Source organism: Paenibacillus paridis, assembly GCF_006345825.1.
Taxonomy (GTDB): domain Bacteria; phylum Bacillota; class Bacilli; order Paenibacillales; family Paenibacillaceae; genus Pristimantibacillus; species Pristimantibacillus paridis.
This window is the reverse complement of record NZ_VCIX01000092.1, coordinates 1,212,555-1,230,300: the sequence shown is the minus strand read 5'-3', so window position 1 is coordinate 1,230,300 and position 17,746 is coordinate 1,212,555. Positions and strand designations below refer to the sequence as shown.

At 49.0% G+C, this 17,746-nt stretch carries 20 protein-coding genes, 1 pseudogene and 1 riboswitch; of the genes and pseudogenes, 8 read left to right on the top strand and 13 right to left on the bottom strand.

The annotated features are described in order from the left end of the window. Nucleotides 1-61 precede the first annotated feature (61 nt). Nucleotides 62-1,222, bottom strand: a complete 1,161-nt coding sequence (locus FJQ58_RS27275; RefSeq protein WP_139998248.1) for a benzoate/H(+) symporter BenE family transporter — start codon at nt 1,220-1,222, stop codon at nt 62-64. A gap of 215 nt (nt 1,223-1,437) precedes the next feature. On the opposite strand from FJQ58_RS27275, the gene FJQ58_RS27270 reads away from it, so the two are divergent. The 4 genes and pseudogenes from FJQ58_RS27270 to FJQ58_RS33070 all read left to right on the top strand — a co-directional run bounded on the left by FJQ58_RS27270 (nt 1,438) and on the right by FJQ58_RS33070 (nt 2,522). Further along, nucleotides 1,438-1,560 carry a sporulation protein YjcZ gene (locus FJQ58_RS27270; RefSeq protein ID WP_139998246.1) on the top strand — a complete coding sequence of 41 codons (123 nt, stop codon included), beginning with the start codon at nt 1,438-1,440 and terminating at the stop codon, nt 1,558-1,560. Between the two features lie 66 nt (nt 1,561-1,626). Further along, the gene (locus tag FJQ58_RS27265; RefSeq protein ID WP_139998244.1) at nt 1,627-1,737 is read left to right on the top strand and encodes a sporulation protein YjcZ; all 111 of its coding nucleotides are present in this window, start codon (nt 1,627-1,629) and stop codon (nt 1,735-1,737) included. A 140-nt stretch (nt 1,738-1,877) separates the two neighbouring features. Then, nucleotides 1,878-2,300 (top strand): annotated as a pseudogene (locus FJQ58_RS33075) (NucA/NucB deoxyribonuclease domain-containing protein); the annotation flags it as partial. Then, the gene (locus FJQ58_RS33070; protein WP_238404443.1) at nt 2,298-2,522 is read left to right on the top strand and encodes an excalibur calcium-binding domain-containing protein; all 225 of its coding nucleotides are present in this window, start codon (nt 2,298-2,300) and stop codon (nt 2,520-2,522) included. The pseudogene FJQ58_RS33075 and the gene FJQ58_RS33070, both read left to right, overlap by 3 nt. Before the next feature lie 73 nt (nt 2,523-2,595). Here the strand turns inward: FJQ58_RS33070 and FJQ58_RS27255 are convergent, their stop codons facing one another. Next, entirely contained in the window at nt 2,596-3,810 is a 1,215-nt protein-coding gene (locus tag FJQ58_RS27255; RefSeq protein ID WP_338016172.1) for an MFS transporter, read from the bottom strand. 56 nt (nt 3,811-3,866) lie between these two features. Then, nucleotides 3,867-5,390, bottom strand: coding sequence for an FAD-dependent oxidoreductase (locus tag FJQ58_RS27250; protein WP_139998238.1), 1,524 nt, complete (start codon nt 5,388-5,390; stop codon nt 3,867-3,869). Nucleotides 5,391-5,602: 212 nt separating this feature from the next. Between FJQ58_RS27250 and FJQ58_RS27245 the strand changes: the two genes are divergently transcribed. Continuing rightward, nucleotides 5,603-6,427, top strand: a complete 825-nt coding sequence (locus FJQ58_RS27245; protein ID WP_202915368.1) for an MBL fold metallo-hydrolase — start codon at nt 5,603-5,605, stop codon at nt 6,425-6,427. A 147-nt stretch (nt 6,428-6,574) separates the two neighbouring features. Here the strand turns inward: FJQ58_RS27245 and FJQ58_RS27240 are convergent, their stop codons facing one another. From FJQ58_RS27240 to FJQ58_RS27230, 3 genes are all read right to left on the bottom strand, one after another. Then, nucleotides 6,575-6,877 (bottom strand): DUF2500 domain-containing protein, encoded by a 303-nt coding sequence (locus FJQ58_RS27240; protein ID WP_139998234.1) that lies wholly within the window; start codon nt 6,875-6,877, stop codon nt 6,575-6,577. Between the two features lie 196 nt (nt 6,878-7,073). Then, the gene (locus tag FJQ58_RS33065; RefSeq protein ID WP_139998232.1) at nt 7,074-7,412 is read right to left on the bottom strand and encodes a WGxxGxxG family protein; all 339 of its coding nucleotides are present in this window, start codon (nt 7,410-7,412) and stop codon (nt 7,074-7,076) included. Nucleotides 7,413-7,584: 172 nt separating this feature from the next. Next, nucleotides 7,585-8,007, bottom strand: a complete 423-nt coding sequence (locus tag FJQ58_RS27230) for a CBS domain-containing protein (RefSeq protein WP_139998230.1) — start codon at nt 8,005-8,007, stop codon at nt 7,585-7,587. 229 nt (nt 8,008-8,236) lie between these two features. On the opposite strand from FJQ58_RS27230, the gene FJQ58_RS27225 reads away from it, so the two are divergent. The 3 genes from FJQ58_RS27225 (at nt 8,237) to FJQ58_RS27220 (ending at nt 11,047) form a co-directional block, all read left to right on the top strand. After that, the gene (locus FJQ58_RS27225; RefSeq protein ID WP_139998228.1) at nt 8,237-9,883 is read left to right on the top strand and encodes a cellulase family glycosylhydrolase; all 1,647 of its coding nucleotides are present in this window, start codon (nt 8,237-8,239) and stop codon (nt 9,881-9,883) included. 321 nt (nt 9,884-10,204) lie between these two features. Further along, nucleotides 10,205-10,363, top strand: coding sequence for a hypothetical protein (locus FJQ58_RS32660; protein ID WP_175598142.1), 159 nt, complete (start codon nt 10,205-10,207; stop codon nt 10,361-10,363). A gap of 111 nt (nt 10,364-10,474) precedes the next feature. Next, nucleotides 10,475-11,047, top strand: coding sequence for a nucleotidyltransferase family protein (locus FJQ58_RS27220; protein WP_139998226.1), 573 nt, complete (start codon nt 10,475-10,477; stop codon nt 11,045-11,047). An 11-nt stretch (nt 11,048-11,058) separates the two neighbouring features. Here FJQ58_RS27220 and FJQ58_RS32445 read toward each other — a convergent pair whose 3' ends face one another. The 7 genes from FJQ58_RS32445 to FJQ58_RS27185 all read right to left on the bottom strand — a co-directional run bounded on the left by FJQ58_RS32445 (nt 11,059) and on the right by FJQ58_RS27185 (nt 17,643). Continuing rightward, nucleotides 11,059-11,838, bottom strand: coding sequence for a glucosaminidase domain-containing protein (locus FJQ58_RS32445; protein ID WP_162341793.1), 780 nt, complete (start codon nt 11,836-11,838; stop codon nt 11,059-11,061). Between the two features lie 107 nt (nt 11,839-11,945). Then, nucleotides 11,946-12,818, bottom strand: a complete 873-nt coding sequence (locus FJQ58_RS27210; RefSeq protein WP_338016171.1) for a TatD family hydrolase — start codon at nt 12,816-12,818, stop codon at nt 11,946-11,948. Beyond that, nucleotides 12,815-13,615: an ABC transporter ATP-binding protein gene (locus FJQ58_RS27205; protein ID WP_202915339.1), complete on the bottom strand. Its 801-nt coding sequence runs from the start codon at nt 13,613-13,615 to the stop codon at nt 12,815-12,817. Before FJQ58_RS27205 ends, FJQ58_RS27210 begins: the two co-directional genes overlap by 4 nt. A 3-nt stretch (nt 13,616-13,618) precedes the next feature. Then, nucleotides 13,619-14,395: an ABC transporter permease gene (locus tag FJQ58_RS27200; RefSeq protein ID WP_139998224.1), complete on the bottom strand. Its 777-nt coding sequence runs from the start codon at nt 14,393-14,395 to the stop codon at nt 13,619-13,621. Then, on the bottom strand, nt 14,385-14,687 hold the full coding sequence (locus FJQ58_RS27195; RefSeq protein ID WP_139998222.1) for a thiamine-binding protein: 303 nt from the start codon (nt 14,685-14,687) through the stop codon (nt 14,385-14,387). Before FJQ58_RS27195 ends, FJQ58_RS27200 begins: the two co-directional genes overlap by 11 nt. Nucleotides 14,688-14,766: 79 nt before the next feature. After that, on the bottom strand, nt 14,767-15,813 hold the full coding sequence (locus FJQ58_RS27190; RefSeq protein ID WP_238404362.1) for an ABC transporter substrate-binding protein: 1,047 nt from the start codon (nt 15,811-15,813) through the stop codon (nt 14,767-14,769). Between the two features lie 183 nt (nt 15,814-15,996). After that, nucleotides 15,997-16,109: riboswitch (TPP riboswitch) on the bottom strand. 118 nt (nt 16,110-16,227) lie between these two features. Then, nucleotides 16,228-17,643 (bottom strand): glycosyltransferase, encoded by a 1,416-nt coding sequence (locus FJQ58_RS27185; RefSeq protein WP_139998221.1) that lies wholly within the window; start codon nt 17,641-17,643, stop codon nt 16,228-16,230. Between the last annotated feature and the right edge of the window lie 103 nt (nt 17,644-17,746).

Here is a 17,746-nt window from a genome sequence, read left to right as displayed (position 1 = left end):
TGACTCGTTCGAGCTACTTTGTCCAAAAAAACCAGCGTAATGCGAAAATAAAATTTTCGGGTTAGGCTTTACTTGGCTTGCCCTCGCCAAACCATTTCATCATGACCATACCGACAATAAGACTCCATACGGGAGCCGATATGCCTAGAAAGGTAACGTTTGACACCGCAATGACAAAAGCAGCAACTGTCGAGTAACGGAACAACTGCTCAGAGAAGGTCGATTGTATACTTTGAATAAATATGCCCACTAATGAAAAGCCAGTTACGATAACAATGAACGCCAGCGGCAATATTTTCATAAAAGCAATGACCTTCCAGGCAAATAACCCAAACAGCATAACCAATGCACCCGACACGATAGCAGAGTAATACCGCTTGTCTTTCGGACCCGCCTCTTCACTGCTGCATAACATGCTCATCATGCCTCCGACATTGACTGCATGCCCGCCAAACCAGCCCGTAAGCGAAGTTGCTATCCCCGTTAACGTAATGATTTTCACCGCTGAAGGCTCATAGCCATTTTTCCGAAGCGCCGCAAGGGCAACAAACAGGTCATTGCTCAGCACAAGCAGAGCCATTGGAAGCGCCAGCGAAATAAAACCATGCCATGAAAATACAGGCCATATGACGTGAGGCAGCGCGAACGGAATTTTCTCCGCCTCAGGAAAGTCATATCCGACAAAGAGCGCCAGCATTCCCATGACCATGACACCGAGGATCGGTGGGCACTTTTTAATCCATTTTGGAAAAAGAAGAAAACCTGCCAAAGCCATAAGTCCGACAAATGAATTATCTTTGAGCGCCGGTACGATTTTCACAATATGATTGAATATCAGTCCGGCTAGCATTGCATCAAGTAAAGGCTTCGGCAAAAAAGCCAGCAGCTTGTCCGCAAGGCCCGATAAGCCAAATACAGCGATGATCACTCCCGCCATGATCGCAGCTCCCGCCAGCTCTGCCATTGAAAAATAGACAACGGACGTGCTTAGAAAGGCAACTGCCGTTATCGAATGAGCCCCGCCGAACGGAATTTTGTAATATAGGGACAAGGCAATATTGAATAATCCTCCAAATACATAAACCGTAAAAATCCAGGAAACAAGCTCATTATTCGTGAAACCCGCTTGCGCTGCGCTGCTAACGATAAGCACGGCCCCTCCCGTACATGCCAGCAATGCTGATAAAAAACCGGTTAACCATTGTTTTGCGTGGATCTGCATTTCAAATTCCCTTTCTTTCTTGCTCCATGGATAGTTGGCTCGCAATAAGCTGGACATAAGAATAATCGAATATCATCCGCCCGGTCAACCTTTTGCCTCCTGCCACGTTAGGCGGATGACGGGTATCAATGGTTACCGGAACAATCACCCAGTCAAAAAGCCCTTCCCCATCATAATCTACAATGTACACAAGACGTAAGGAGGTGTCATGAACAATGTCCGGACACGTTGGTGGTGCTTTTTCGAATACAGGTATTATTCTGGTCCTTTTCATTCTATTGGTGATTATCGCTTGCAGCTGCGGAATTTTTGGCGGAGGCTACGGTGGAGGCTACTAAAATAAAAGCTTAAACACGTGATGCATAATCTACAGAGTACTTCAGCACAAAGGAGGTGCAATGAATATGTCCGGTCATGTTGGCGGTGCTTTTCATAACACGGGTACCATTCTGGTCCTCTTCATTTTGCTAGTTATTATCGCTTGTAGCTGCGGGATTTTTGGCGGCCGTTACTAATAAGCAGCCAAAAAACATTATAAATACTGGCGCACAAGACCTACGTATTGGTTTTGTGCGCCAGCTTTCCATTTTTTGCTTTTTGTTAGTTGCAATCCTATAGTATGATAACTTCAAAAGAACGGAAATGGAGATACATAATGAAAGCCTTACTTACCGCTTTGCTTACGCTGGCTATCCTCCTCTCGGGCTGCGGGGCTTTATCTGTCCAATTGGATTCAAGTGGCTCCAATGCAGCAAGCGCCTATGATACGAAAATTATTTTGCCGACAGACCGCTATCCCGAAACCATGGCTCATATTGCCGCAGCGATCAAGTCCGGCGCTTCCGCTATATGCACGATTGATCGGGATGGAGCGGAAGCTAACCGAAGCGCTTCTTTGCAAGGCGTTCCGACCAAAAAAGGTTTCGACCGCGATGAATGGCCAATGGCCATGTGCAAAGAAGGCGGCGAAGGTGCAGATATCGCTTATGTTACGCCGAAGGATAACCGAGGCGCCGGCTCATGGATTGGCAACCAGCTCACCGACTTGAAGGACGGCACTCGAGTCTTGTTCGTCATGGATTCTGCCATTGCAGCCAATTCGAATGTGAAGCCAGCAGCTTCCTCCAAGCCCGCTGTCACAGAAGCGCCAACAAAAGTACCGGCAGCGACTGAAGCGCCGGTATACTATGCGAACTGCACAGCCGTTCGCGAGGCTGGAGCCGCTCCTCTGCACAAAGGTGATCCCGGTTATAGCCAAAAGCTCGACCGCGACGGTGACGGCATTGCGTGCAGTTCCTGAACAGCTTTTCCAATAAACAGCAAGCCAAACGGCCCCTATGCTCGATAAATATGAGCATAGGGGCCGTTTGGCTTCATGATTTGGAAGCTGCTGGTTCTTTGCTAGGCTTAATGGCGAATAGAGCCAGCAGCGTGCAAAGCAAGCCACATCCTGCAAACAAAAAAAACAAAAAGGTCTCATTTTTGATCAGCAGCGACGCAATGGGCGGGCCTGCCGCCACGCCAATAAAGCGAGTACTGCTATAAAGTGAGGTAATCGTCCCTCTTTGCTTCTTCTCAATGCCTTCTGTAATCAACGCGTCCAGACTCGGCAGCGCGAGTCCGATACCTGCGCCGCTGATGAACATAAATGAAAGCAAAAAGAAGAGCCCTTTCGTATTCATGATGCCGCAAATGAACATCATCACCGCTAACGCCGCGGTACCGATCACGATAAACCATTTCATTTTCGCCTTGCTTTCGCCAACGATTTTCCCAGTAATGAATGAGAACAAACATATCGCGCTTAACGGAATCGCTAGGAGCATTCCTTTCCATATTCCGTCAATATGATAATAGTCCTCCAGAACCGAAGACAAGTAATACAAAAATCCAAACATAATAAACATGCCTATTCCGCCGATCGCGAACGTTACATACAACCAGTGCCCTTTCTCAGCCAAAATGGATTTGATGGATTGAAAGAAGCTCTTCAGGCTATTGTCTTGCTTCTTCTTTTGCTTGGGTGCCTTAACCAGAAATAGGACTCCCAAAATGGAAATCAACGAGATTAGCGGTATGACGGCCAGCGGAAGGAACCAGATCACCAGCGCAAGAGCTGATCCTGCGACCGGACTAAGCACTTTCCCGAACGTATTGGAGGTTTCAATCATGCCAAGCCCGCTGCTCACTTCTTCTTCGCTGTCAAACATATCTCCGACCAAAGGCAGTACAATGGGAAAAGCGCCTGCTGCGCCTACTCCTTGAATGAAACGGCCAGCTAATATGGTCGCATAGACATGGTTATCCATTAGCCAGGCAGCCAGACCGGAGACTAGTCCTCCGATAGCCGCAATGGATAGCCCTATAATAATGATGATTTTTCTTCCATAACGATCCGACAAATAACCGGCGATGGGGATACACAAGATGGAAACTGCCGCATAGACCGTTATGATCAGGCTTGACTGAACAGAGGAAATATTCAACTTCTTCTGCATTAACGGAAGCACCGGGATCAGCATTGAATTAGCTAGTGTCATGATTAAAGGAATAGATGCCAAAGCTGCCAAATCCCACTTTTTTTCCACTGTTGCTCTCCTTCCTTGAGTGTAAGCGAATGACTTGATTTCTTCTTTAGCACCGATCAAAAATCCAGCACTTTCAAAGGCTCTTCTGCCGGACCTTCAACCACATCCCCGTTAAATGCAAACCGGGAGCCATGACACGGGCAATCCCAGGTCCGGTCCCCATTGTTCCATTCCACTTCGCAGCCCATATGGGTACAGGTCGTATCCACAAGGAACAGGTTTCCATTCACGTCCTTGTAGGCCCCTGCTCTTTTGCCATGGAACCTCACGACGCTTCCTTCATCCGCCGCTAAATCTTCAAGCCGTTTATGCACCATCTCGATCTTGCCTGCAACCAGGTGCTTCGCGACATCCGCATTGTCCATGACAAGCTTGGCGACCGTTCCGAGTGACATCGAGCGTGACGGGGAAAACAACGGCTCATAGGCATTCTCTTTTTCCGTAATTAGATCCCTAATAAGCAGCGCGGCTGCCGTCCCGTTCGTCATTCCCCATTTATGATAGCCCGTAGCGATATATACGTTGGTGGACGATGAGGTTATTCGGCCGATATAAGGTATCTTATCTCCGGTAACCAAGTCCTGCGCGGACCAGCGATAAGCAATATCCTTCACTTGAAACTGCTTTACTGCATACCTTTTGAGTTCCTCGTAATGATTGATCGTACATACTCCTTGCCCTGTCTTATGGCTTTGCCCGCCAATCAGGAGCAGCTTGGCGGATTCCGCCGTTTCTACATACCGGATTGAACGTTTCGGATCTTCAGCGCTAAGGTACATCCCCTCCGGAATAGCCTCCTCTACATGAATACCAAGCACATAGGAGCGGTCCGCATGCATTCTTGCAAAATAAAACCCGTGTCCATCATAAAAAGGAAAATGCGTGCAGGAGACGACATGCTTGCATTTGATCCGGTGCCCTTTGCTCGTTATCACTTCAGGAAGAGGCCCTTCCTCAACATCAATCGCCGTTGTCTGCTCATAAATGAAGCCGCCAGCCTCTACAAACTTTTCAGCCAAAGCCGATAAGTATTGCAGCGGATGAAACTGTGCCTGTTTATGCATAACAATTGCGGCTTTAGAAGCGACCTGGAGCGGGATACGGTCAACATATGTCGCATGTATACCAAGTTTTTCATACGCCGCCATTTCCTTGTCCAGTTTGCTTATGTATTCATCCGAATTGGTGTATAGATATGCATCCTGTACGGAGAAGCCGCACTCGATCTGGTGCTTCTCAATCGTTTGCTTGATGAACTGTAACGCATCGTGGTTAGCCTGGTAATAAAGCTTAGCTGTCTCGCTTCCTTGCTTATTTAGAAGCTCGTCATAAATCAAATTATGCTGTGCCGTGATTTTCGCTGTCGTATGGCCAGTGGTGCCATGAAGAAGCTTGCCCGCTTCCAGCAAGGCGACCTTGAGTCCTGCCTGTGCTAGAAGATAAGCCGTAGTAATACCCGATATGCCGCCGCCCACAACGGCAACGTCCGTAGCAATACTTTCCTCAAGTACGGGATACTGATTTACGTTTGCTGATTCGGTCCAATAGGATTCAGGAAATTTAGGAATCGTGTTTGTCATCGCTCTTCTCCTTCGGCTAATCATGCAACTTAATTTGTACGAATGCTCAGCATTTCATTCTTTTAACATTAGAATCGATGCCTGCGTGCAAATTGCGGCTATTAGCATGAGGGCTTCCGTATAAGCGAAACACAATTGGACATTTTATATAGGAAAATGAAGTCATTAAAGGAGGCGCTGGATGCTTGGAAAGTTCATTTGAACATACATTTATGCCGATCACGACTTTTGCCAGCGGCGAGGGGCTTGCGTATCGACCCGATATTTTTTGTTATCCCATTCAGATCGTTAATGTTTGTTTTATCGGCGACCCAAACAAACCGGAAGATGGCTGGGTTCTCGTAGATGCAGGTATGCCAAGATCCGCCAAAAAAATTATTCAAGCGGCGGAAGAGCGGTTTGGCCGTGCGCCGACGGCTATTATTTTGACGCATGGGCATTTTGACCATGTCGGAGCTATCATTGAATTAATTGAGCATTGGAACGCTCCGGTGTATGCGCACAAGCGGGAGCTGCCCTATTTGACAGGCAAAGCGGATTACCCGCCTGCCGACCCGTCCGTTCATGGCGGGCTCATCGCTGAAATGTCGGCGTTCTTTCCCCATGATGGCATAAATCTGGATGATCGCGTTCAAGCCCTTCCTCCAGGTGGAAAAGTACCCGGGCTTCCCGACTGGAAATACATCCTTACGCCAGGCCATACCCCCGGCCATATATCGTTGTTCCGCCAAGAGGATGGCACTTTAATTGCGGGCGACGCCTTCGTCACCGTAAAGCAGGAATCGCTATATAAAGTCATGATGCAGGAACAGGAAATAAGCGGCCCTCCCAAATACTTTACGACGGATTGGCAGGCAGCGGAGAAGTCGGTGCAGAAGCTGGCTGACCTCCAACCCTATTTGGCAATTACCGGCCATGGCGAGCCGATGTTCGGCGAGATGCTAAAAAGCAACTTAAAGCTGCTAACGGATAAATTTAGTGAAATTGCGGTGCCGGAGCATGGGCGTTTTGTGGATCAGAAGCTGCATGGAGTGTAATTTGAAGCTGTCCCTTCGTGGCAATTAAAGGAGTGGCGCGGGGCCTAAAGTTTGGTTTACTTGCTGCGCAGCGTGTGCCCTATTCGGCCCGCTGCGCTTAAATCAATATAATTTTCAAATGCCTTAGTTAACCATTAATAACCATACTTATTGCACAGTATCAACCTTGAACTTACGAAAGAAAACTCCCCTGTACGTTATACTTCCTCTAGCTCCAACCTGGATTTCTTCAAAATCAGAATGTTTCATTACGATAAGTTCCAGTTCCGAGCTGTTAACCGTCAGCACTGTTATTTTTTTTGAATGGATGTATCCGTTCATTCCATATACTTTTTCCGCTTTTTTGCTGACGACCAGGCAACGGTCTGTTTTCAGAGATTTGCTTAGGTATAGAAGCATCCCAGTAATAAACATAATCACAAAAAATAAACAAGCGATAAAGGCTTCCACGGCTTATCCTCCTTAGCTTGATCAATCCCCTTTAGTTTCCATTCTATCATGTAATTTCTATTACCTGAATAGAAATGACCCCTGCGCAAAAAAAAGAGCCCAACAGAAATGAATCTGCTCAGCTCTTTTGTCATGTCCAGCTACACTTCACCACAATTATCCGTTTTAGCGCCTCGAAGGCCCATAAAAAGGAGTATTACGTACGCTCGCGATCGCGGCTTCTCAACCCGATTAAACCTAGCAGCCCCAGCAGCCCCAGCCAGCTCCAATTAAAGGCGCGATCATCCGTCGCAGTCGCTCTGTAATTATTAGCGGTCATATTCGTTGTGCGGTCTGCATCAAGTGCGCGGGTAGTATTGTCTATCCCTCTTTCGATCCCTGAGCGTATGCCTGTGTCGGGCACCGTATTCCCCATGCTTCGTGTGTTGTAGTTCGACTCCATCGTGCCTGTTCTTGAGTTATCTCCGAAAGCGGGTGCAGCAAATACAAATGCCATGCAAGCAATCATACAGAAAATAAGCGAGATCTTCTTCATTTACTCGTCCCCTTGCCAGATTTTTTTTAAACACCTGTATTATTTGTTAACCATAAAAAAACTATGCAGCAGGCATCCAGCCTCCAAATACGCGCTTTAAAAACAAAAAACCGTCCCTCTAGCGGACAGTTAAAGAACTACTACTATTTTGGTTAGCCTAATGTGAATGCATTTATGGGTTTAGGAAGTGGCTAGCCGACAATACTCCCATTATACCGTTTCCTTTAATCGCTATCACATAGTCCGCACCTTTCCCGTGCAGGCCAGTTCCAATCGCCAATGCCGCAATTAATAGATCCATTGTGGATTCTAGATCGGCAATCACAGGCGATTTATTCATAAGCTTCGCAATGGATTCCGTTTGCCAAGTATCCATGCCGCCAAAGCCATTCAGCCTTAGAAAGAACAAATCCTTTCTTACCAGTCCTATAGGCTGGCCTTGTTTATCCGATACGATAATGCATGGCACCTCCGGATGGCTTTGAAAGGCTCGCAACGCTTCATAACAGGTCTGTTTATTGGTCATGAGCGGAACAGGCACCACTCTTGCAGTTAACTCCTGGACAATCGTTTCCTTGGTTTCCAATGCGTTCATGACTCCGTCACCATCCTTTTCTTTTGTTACGTCCTCAGTATAATCCCATTTCATTAACTAGATTCGCTTGGAAAATTACCGCCATGTAAAATTGTACAGTTCTCCCTTTTCAGCTCCTTCTCCCAAGTGAAAACTTCCATAATTTGAATACATTTTCGCAAAAATGAGTACTTATTTGAACAGATTTACAATGCTATTCTTTGGATGGGGAAGATGACAAGGAGGCGTGATGATTTTGAAAAAAGGTTTGCTTGTCATGTTATGCAGTACGCTATTAGTAAGCTTGTTGCTTACCGTATCGGGTCCATCTGTTGCCAATGCGGCTTTCGGCTCAGGTGATTTTCTGAAAACCAGCGGAACCGTCATCAAAAACAATTGGGGCACTGGATCCGTCATTAACCTGCGAGGCACAAATCTTGGCGGCTGGCTGCTGCAGGAAAACTGGATGACCCCCGCTGGCGCGGTTGATGAGTATACGATACGCCGGACCTTAATTAACCGGTTCGGTGAATCGGGGGCGCAAACGTTGATCAACGGCTACCAGGATGCATGGATTCAGGCAAGCGACCTTGATAACATTAAAAATATGGGAATGAACGTGGTACGGGTACCCCTCTACTGGGAGGACTTCATGTACACGAATGGCACGATGAAACCGGATTCGGTGACATTCCGCAAGCTGGACTGGCTGATCACGGAAGCAAGCAATCGGAATTTATACGTCATTCTTGACCTCCACGGGGCACCTGGCGCGGCATGTCCTTGGCATTCCTGCGGACAGGAAAATTCAAACCAAATGTGGACGAATGCCACTTACCAGAACTGGACCGTACAAATTTGGGAAAGGCTAGCTGCGCGCTATAATAACAATCCGACAGTAGCTGCCTATGATCTGCTAAATGAACCTCTCGTGACGATGGGAACAGGGGAAAACGCAGCTCAAATTAAGCAGAAAATGGACTTTTTCCACCGCCTGTATCAAGCTGTTCGTGCCAAGGACCAAAACCATATCATCATCATCGCAGCCTTCTTCGATTGGTTCGCTGCCTCCCCTCCTTCTGCATACGGCTGGACTAACGTTGTCTACCAAACCCACCACTATCAATTCACCGATTATAACAACTGGAATTTGACCAATTCCGAAATCGACAGATGGCTGAGAGAAATGGCTTTGTATCAGAAAAACTGGAATGTGCCCGTTTACGCAGGTGAATTCTCTTTTGGGCAAAATGATCTATACGAAAAATGGCTGAATGGCCTAAATGGCTTGAACGCTTCTTGGACCAACTGGAGCTATAAGGTTAAGGATGGGGGCAACTGGGGCTATTACGTCAACAACAGCAATCCTGCACCTAACTTAACTAGCGATAGCGCAGCCACCATTACTGCCAAATGGAATAAATTCACGACTGCAAACTTTACGCCAAACACCACATTCCAGAACCTTGTCAAAAAGTATACGGGAGCGGCGCCAGTAAGCTCCACCTGGTCTAGCCTTAAGGCGAACGCGAATGGCAGCTACGTCAGCGCGGATAACACGGGCACAAGCCCGCTGATTGCCAATCGTGCGACAGCCGGGGATTGGGAACAGTTCAAGGTGATCAACAATTCAGACGGCACCGTATCTCTGCTCTCTCTTGCTAATATTAAATACGTTCAAGCGGATTTAAATAATGGAGGCAGACTCATTGCCAGCGCCTCCTTTATCGGAACGTGGGAGAAGTTTTACCGGCAGGACTTGGGAAATGGGCTTATTGCGCTGAGATCCGTCGCGAACAATATGTACGTTTGCGCCGATTTGAACAACGGGAACGTACTTTATGCTAATCGCGCGGCTGTTGGCGGAGCTTGGGAGCAGTTTGTGATTGCTCCTTAGCCCAATATTTGGAGCGGTTGTTCTTCAATAAACCGACAAAGATTTTTAATGTTGAGTTAAGGTTCATTTTTTATAATAAAAGACATCAACCCCACTGTTGATATATAGATCTAGGACACCGGCCCACAGCGATGTGGGCCATTTTTTTGTCCGGCTTCCGTTTCCTTGGCATGTTATGCAGGGTCGTCTCGAGCTAGTCGCTGCAACTATTTGGAACCCGATCGCCTCTAAAAACGTTATATACGAATATACTCTCAAGAGGTAGCTGCTTACGGAAAGGGTTTTGCTCCGCAAAGCCGAAGCTTTAGGAGGCGATTGGCGATGGAAACATTCGGCAGAGGCTGTTTGTACATTATTATTGGCGTGATTTTAGTTATGGCACTGGCCCTTATCGTTGGGGGCACGATTACCATTCCCTGGTACATTCTTATCCCACTTATCATACTCGCTTTCTGGGCTGCTTCCCGGAAAGGCAAATAAGCAGCATATTCGTTGCCAGACAAGGAAACCGGCTTTCAGACACGCGAGGGTCTGAAAGCCGGTTTCTTTTGGCCAAATCATTTTTATCATTTCCCCTTAGGAGGCATTCCCATGAATTTGCGCACGGAGAATGACATCCTCGCACTTGTTCAGGAGGACGAGTGGATGATGGACATTCTTAGAACAGTAAGTACATTGCATTTGCCCGATTGGTGGGTCTGTGCCGGCTTTATTCGCTCCAAAATATGGGACGTGCTGCATGGCTTTCGCGAAAGGACGGCTACACCCGATGTGGATGTTATCTATTTCGATGACAGCAATATAGAGGAAGACGTGGAAAAGAGACTGGAAGCGCGCCTTCGCGTTCTCCAGCCTCATATCCCCTGGTCTGTCAAAAATGAAGCACGGATGCATCTTATCGATCAAGCGCCGCCCTATCTCTCCTGTACGGATGCCATGTCCAAATTCCCTGAGACTGCCACAGCGCTAGGGCTAACGCTAGACGATGACGATCAAGTACGATTGGCAGCCCCTTGCGGCATTGCAGATGCCATTCAAATGAAAGTCAGGCCAACGCCGTTTTTTGCCGGTTCCGCTGAACGGCTATCGTATTATGAACAACGTATCGCACGGAAAAATTGGAAGCAGCGCTGGCCACTTATTCAAGTGTTCGATCAAGCTTGAATGGCGGCCAGTTACAGCGGCGCAAGCAAGATTGCGCGGGCAGCCGCATCCCAGGTTGCCGCTTGCCCAAGCTCCGTGGAAAGCGCACGGATGGGTACATAACCTGTCGCTTCTGACAACATCGATTCAAGCTCTTTTCCGTTTACAGTGACCTTTGTTCCAGTCCAATCTATTTTTGCCCCTAGAGCTTCGCCAACCAGCCTTGCAGGAACCCAGGTCACTCCATTTAGCAAATAGCCGTCAGACAAAAATTCACCGTCAGACAAAACGGCGATCCTCTCTGCATCCTTCAGCTTCTCCGGCTTTGGCACGAATTTATTGCCTGCGGCGTCATATCGCTTCAAATTGTATTGATTGATAATCGCCTTTAGCTTCGCCGGATAAGCCGGGTCCGTCGCGTAGCCGCATGCCAATAGCATATCGGCTTGCGCTTCTGGCGTTGCTGCTTTGCGAACACGCTCGTACCGCGGTGTAGCGAGAAGCAGATCGAGGTCCTTATAAAAATGATAAACACTTTTATAAGCCCGAAATGCAGCTCGCGTAGTCGTATTTCGCCCGTCCACAACCTCCCAGGTGCCCTTCACGACCGCTTCTCCGTGCCAATAGGCATTCGTTTGCCCGCTGCCTACCTTGATTCCGCCCAAGTTGTACCAAGAGTGAATAACCCCTCCGGTTTCAAGCACGTTTTGCGCTAGCCGAACGGATGGAAACATGGGTGAGCCTTCTTGCCTTATCCGTATAACCGTCGGTACCAATATCGCTATAAATTGATCCCTTGTCAGCTGTGCCATTCGCATGACTCCCTTCTGCCGCTTGTTAAGGCCTGTAATCTTACCTGTCCTTATTTGTGTATGCAGCAAAAGTTACAAGCGCCATGGACAAAGCGGCAGGAATAACGCTACTCTATGCCATAAAAACGACGTGTATTGGCAAGCAATTGCTCGGCTGCCTTATCCGCTGGCAGCTTTTTGATTTCGGCGATATGCTTAGCGGCATCGGCAGCCATCGCAGGCCGTGTAGGCTGTCCGGCATAGGGGCCCTCAAATGGCCAGGGACCGTCCGTTTCCACCATGAGCTGTTCAAGGGGATACTGCATAACCAGATGCCGGATCTCCTCCTCGTAGGCTACATCCGGCGTAACCGAAACCATATAACCGCGCGCCGCCATTCGACGAACGACCTCGGCACTTCCTTTAAACCAATGAAAATGGGCTTTTCGCACGTTGTATTTTTCCAGAATATCGCATGCTTTAGCAGCATCCTCGTAGACCGCATGCAAGATAATCGGTAGGTCCAGCTCTGCGGCAAGTGCGGCGAAACGCTCAAGAAGCGCCAAATAAGGCCGTTCATCGAAGAGGTGCCCCTCTTGGTTTGCCTTAGCCGCTTCCGCTTCTGTTCGCGTATAATAAGGCAGACCGACCTCACCGATCGCAAACTGCTCTTCTGCTTCATAACGCTCACGAATCCAATCAAACAGCCTCATTAATTCCTCTTCGGATGGAATCGGCTGCTCTGGATGGAAGCCGTAAGCAGGATAGACCTTTCCCGGATAACGCCCTGCGATCGCCCTGTTTAAGACTGCCGATTGCAAATGCATCGAGACTGCCACCACAGCCGCCACCCCCTCGCTGAAGGCGTTCTCCAGCAGCTTGTCTCGTTCCTGCTCATCATATAAATCAACGTGCACGTGGGAATCGATGCAAGCTTGAGAATGAGGTGCTATTCCTGCTTTCATCTTCATCCTATTTTGCTCATCCGATTTTCCACTCATCGTTCTCGCCCTCCTTCTGTGCCAAACCTCAACAGCTCATAAATACGCTGCTTCAGCATAATAAACCTCGAATCGGACCAGATTTCTTCCTGCCGCGGACGCTCAAATGGAATATGAAACTCCTCCAGCACAGTCGCTGGCGAGGCTGAAAGCACAATGACCCGATCGGATAAATACAGGGCCTCCTCGATGCTGTGCGTCACAAGCAAGACAGACCTGCGGTTTTGCTCCCAGATGGACATCAGCCATTGCTGCATTTGCACGCGCGTAAGAGCATCCAAAGCGCCAAACGGCTCATCCAGCAGCATTAGGCGCTGCGGCGCAAGCAATGCTCGCAAAAACGAAATCCGCTGCTGCATGCCGCCGGAGAGTACATGCGGGTAGGCCTTCGCATATTCTGTCAAGCCAATGCGGTCCAGCCATTCTCTCGTCTGCTCTTTGGCCAATTTGCCGTTGACCCCCGATATTGTCAAAGCCAGCTCGATATTCCCGGCCACGGTTTGCCAGGGCAATAGCGACGACTGCTGCGGCATATATGAAATATGGCCGCGCTCGCCATTCGCCTTCTTTCCGTCAATCCAGATTTCGCCTTCCGATGGCCGCTCCAACCCGCCGATGACTTGAAAGAGCGTCGTTTTTCCGCTGCCTGACGGGCCGATAATGGATACGAACTCTCCATCCGCTACCGAAAAGGTTAATCCTCCCAGCACCTGTTTGCTCTCGTTCCCTTTGCCAAATTGTTTTCGTATATTATTCACCTGAAGCGTCATCGCTTGATTGTCGTTCCTGCTTCGCATTCGCTACCTCCCCTCTTTCTCTGGGCGCCAACGGATAACTAGGCGTTCTGCCAGAGCAATAAGCCCAAATAACGTCAAGCTAAGCACGACTATAATAAAAACTGCCGCAAATACGCGATCCGGCTTAAACCCTTTGGATGAAATGAGCATAAACGCCCCCAGTCCCTTATTGGTGCCTAGCCATTCTGCCACGACCGCACTCAGCACGCTATAAGAGGCCGCAATTTTGAGGCCGGAAAACAAATGGACAATAGCATGCGGAAGCTCCAGCTTCCAGAACAACTTCCACTTGCGGATACCGATCATTTGCAAATAATTGCGAAGTGGTTGATCCGTATTCATCAAGCCGCCGAGCATAGCTACCGTTATGGGGAAGAAACAAACCATCATAACAAGCAAGACTTTGGGCAGCAGTCCCCAACCAAGAAGCATTGTCAAAATCGGTGCAATGGCGATCACAGGCACATTTTGCGATAAAACGAGCAGCGGATAGACGGCTGTACGGACTCCGGGAATTAAATGCAGCAAAGCGGCGAGCACAAAGCCCACCGCCGTTCCCCCAGCAAACCCAAGCAGTGTCAGCTGCACGGTTGCTTCCGTATGTTCCATTAGCCTTGGCCAAATCCGAATGGCCTCTTCTATGATCATGACAGGCGATGGAACCATCCATTCCTTTAGAATGCCAAGCTCTAATGCGCCCTGCCAGCACCCTAACAGAATAATTAGCAAAAGCGCCGGGGGCCAGAGCTTTGACCAAAAGCTTTTGCGTTTATTGTCCATCTGGATATTTCTCCAGCAGCCTGCCCATAGAAGCTCCCTTTGCCGGATTGTAGTAAATTTTCACTTGCGAAATAACGGACGGACAGCCCATTTCCGCCATGGCCTCGCTCATCGACTGAACAACGCCTAGCAGATGGCTAAGCTCGCCCTCCATTGTCGTTTCCAGCGGAGCAACGCGGTACGGCACCCCTGCTGCTTTAATGATGTCTATCGCCTTATCCACATAAGGCAGGACGCTCTCGCCGCCGGGCGTGGTCGGCAAGATTTGTATGCTTACTAGTGCGTTTGCCATTTCCATTCCTTCTTTCTCTTTGTTGTCGATCTATGCGGCTAAGCCGCTTCATCCTCTCTGATCGTCGGTACCCAATGCTCTATTCGGGCAAAAACTCGTTCGTAAACGCTTTTTCCGGCTCAAGCTCCTTCTCCAGCAGCTTGTGCTCGTACATCCAGCTCGCGTAATTTTCCCAGACGCTTAGCTTCTGTTCGCCCCACTTGGCTGCGTCATCCTGATATTTCGGGCTAAGCCACTTTTGGCTGGCACGTACAAGATCTGCATTCAAATCCGGCTCCGCCGCAATCAGAATCTCAGCCGCATCCTCGGGATTTCCGATCGCAAACTCGTAACCTTTCGCTGCCGCCGCCGTGAACGCTTTAACTAAGTCCGGCTTTTCCTGGATCAGAGATTCGTTTGTTGTCAAAACCGGCGTATAATAATCCAGCTTGTCACTGTAATCCGTCAAATAGACCATGTTGATCTTCTCTCCGCGCAGCTCCGCCTCCACACCGGTCCAAGCGTAATAAATCCAAGCAAAATCAATATCCCGCTTCACTGCTGTAAAGAAGTCACTATCGCCAATGCTGATTAGGTTGACCTTGCTGACATCCGCGCCTTTTTCTTGCATGATAGATTGAATGACTGCCTCTTCTACCGGAGCACCCCAGCCGCCGTATGTTTTGCCTTCGAACTTCTCTGGCGAATCGATCCCCTTCGCCAGCGGCGAAGCAAAGCCAGAGGTGTTATGCTGAATGACCGCCGCGATCGATACAAGCGGAACGCCTTCAATCCTTGCCATCGTGACGGATTCCTGATAGCTTACGCCGAATTGCACTTTGCCGGAGGCGACCATTTGATCCGCGCCGCTTTGTCCTGGCTGAATGATTTCAACATCGAGGCCCTGTTCCTTGAAGAAACCTTTATCTCTAGCGACATAAAGTCCGGTATGGTTCGTATTTGGCGTCCAGTCGAGCACCACCTGCACTTTCTCAAGCGGCTTGTCCACTGCACCTTCTTGCCCCTGCGGCTTCTCGCTTTCAGCCGGTTTATTGTTTGCCGCGCCACAGCCTGCAAGTGCCATAACGAACACTAGCATCGCCGCGATCATTTTCCACGAGCCTTTTCTTGCTTTCCTCTGATTCATGATGTGTTTGTTCCCCTCTCATTCCGTCTATTTGTTCTAGCGACGAAGCCTCATTCCGGTCCGGTTGGCCAAACCCATGCTGGACATCAAAAAAAAAGCGCCCTCCCAATCCGGAGGACGCCATATCATCGGCTGCGCAGCTAATTATTCAGGCAACGCTTGAATCTAACCTTCAAGCATTCCTTAAACAAGAGCTTCTGTCCCTACGCTGGCATTATCCAGATCAGGTTTAACGGGTCGGAATTGTATCGCTAATTCCCTCTCAGCCGGCCAAACCAGCTCCCCAGAACATATTCGGTTTCGTCAATCTATTTTATACTATAACAAACCGCAGCCACCATGTCAGTTTTTTTTCAAAAAGCTTTCCCCTTCCGCTCTTTTTTTCTTCCGACACGGCACTGCGACTACACCCGTTCAGCTCTCTTCCGCGCTCTCCGCCTCTTGTTCCTGATTGGTAAGAGCCGTCCGTCCGTACGCAAGCAAATAGGGTGAAGCAAGCTCATTATGGATAGCGGCATCCGTGACTTGCTCCAACTGCCGGATATAGTCAAGCTGCTCCGGTGGTTTTTTTTCCTCCAACGTAACCTTCACAAAGGTAAAACCAGCCTGCTCATATAACTGGTTGGCCTGCTTCACGGTGTACTGAGTGCTCACCTGACGCTGTGCATTTACATTCGCCGGGTCTAAATATTGCCGGATATTCTCAAAATAAAAGCGGTTTGCAAAAGAGCCAACGAGCCAGCCTCCGGGTTTCAGCAACCGAACCAATCGCTTTAGCGCTTCCGGCGTACCATAGGCGTGGGCATCACCGACGATAATGCCGCTTAGCCCCTCGGCAGGCAGCGTCCAATCCTCCAGCTCACCCGAGCGAAACACGGTAATGTTCGAGGATTCAGCTACTCTAGCAGCCAGCTCGTTGCGCTCTACACCGTACCATTTTGCGGCAGGGAATCGGTTCTTTATATTAAGTATCGTAGCTCCACAGCCGCAGCCAATTTCCATATAGGCTCCGCCCTCGCGTTTAAAGCCGTGGGATTCACGCTGGATGACCGCGCTAATATCCGTTCGCATCGATGTCGCTTCGCTCGGGTGAAAGCCCCATTTTGCCCGAAAAATCTCGCCATTTCTTCGAAACCCCTCTCGAAACTTCTCTAGATCGGAGCCGAAGGTCATGCTGCCATAATGATGAATAAACGTATCTCCGCACAGCAGCAGCTTATATCCTGCCAGCCTCAGCCGGATACTGTAGTCATCATCCTCGAAGTTGCCCATTCCAAAGGTCTCATCCAGCGGCCCAACCCGCTCCCATGCCTCCCGCTTAATTAACAGGCAGTAGCCCACCAGCTTCACCCGCTCCTCCCACTTCGAGCGGTCGGGAAAGGCGTGCATCGCGGAAGCAAACAACTCCATTTCCTCTATTGTTGCATAAGAGACGGGAATTGCCGTCCAGTAAGCCGCTGAATTAGTCACGGGACCAACGGCCCCAATCATTTCATCGCTTAGCAAGCCGCGCTTTAATCCATCCAACCAGCCCGGTGTCACAACGGTGTCGTTATTGAGCAGCAGCAGATGTTCCCCTGAAGCTGCGGCAATGCCGATATTACAGCCCTTTGGAAATCCGGCATTGGCACCGTTAGCGATAACGTGGAGGCCCGGTTGGCTGTTGGCCCATTGCACCGTCTCATCCGTTGATCCATTGTCTACTATTATCAGCTCGTAGCTTCCTTGCTGCGTATGACGCTGGATGCTTTCCACGCATTGCTTCGTGTAATCCAGCTGATTGTAAGTCACCAAAATAATGCTTGTCATATCCCTATTGGCATCGCTCACGCGTATCCCCCTCAAGCAAGCGTAAACGGCTTACGCAGTCCTGCGGCGGCAAAAGCCCGTTTCGCGGTGAAATATAAGCAGCAAATAAAGCTCATATTTCAAG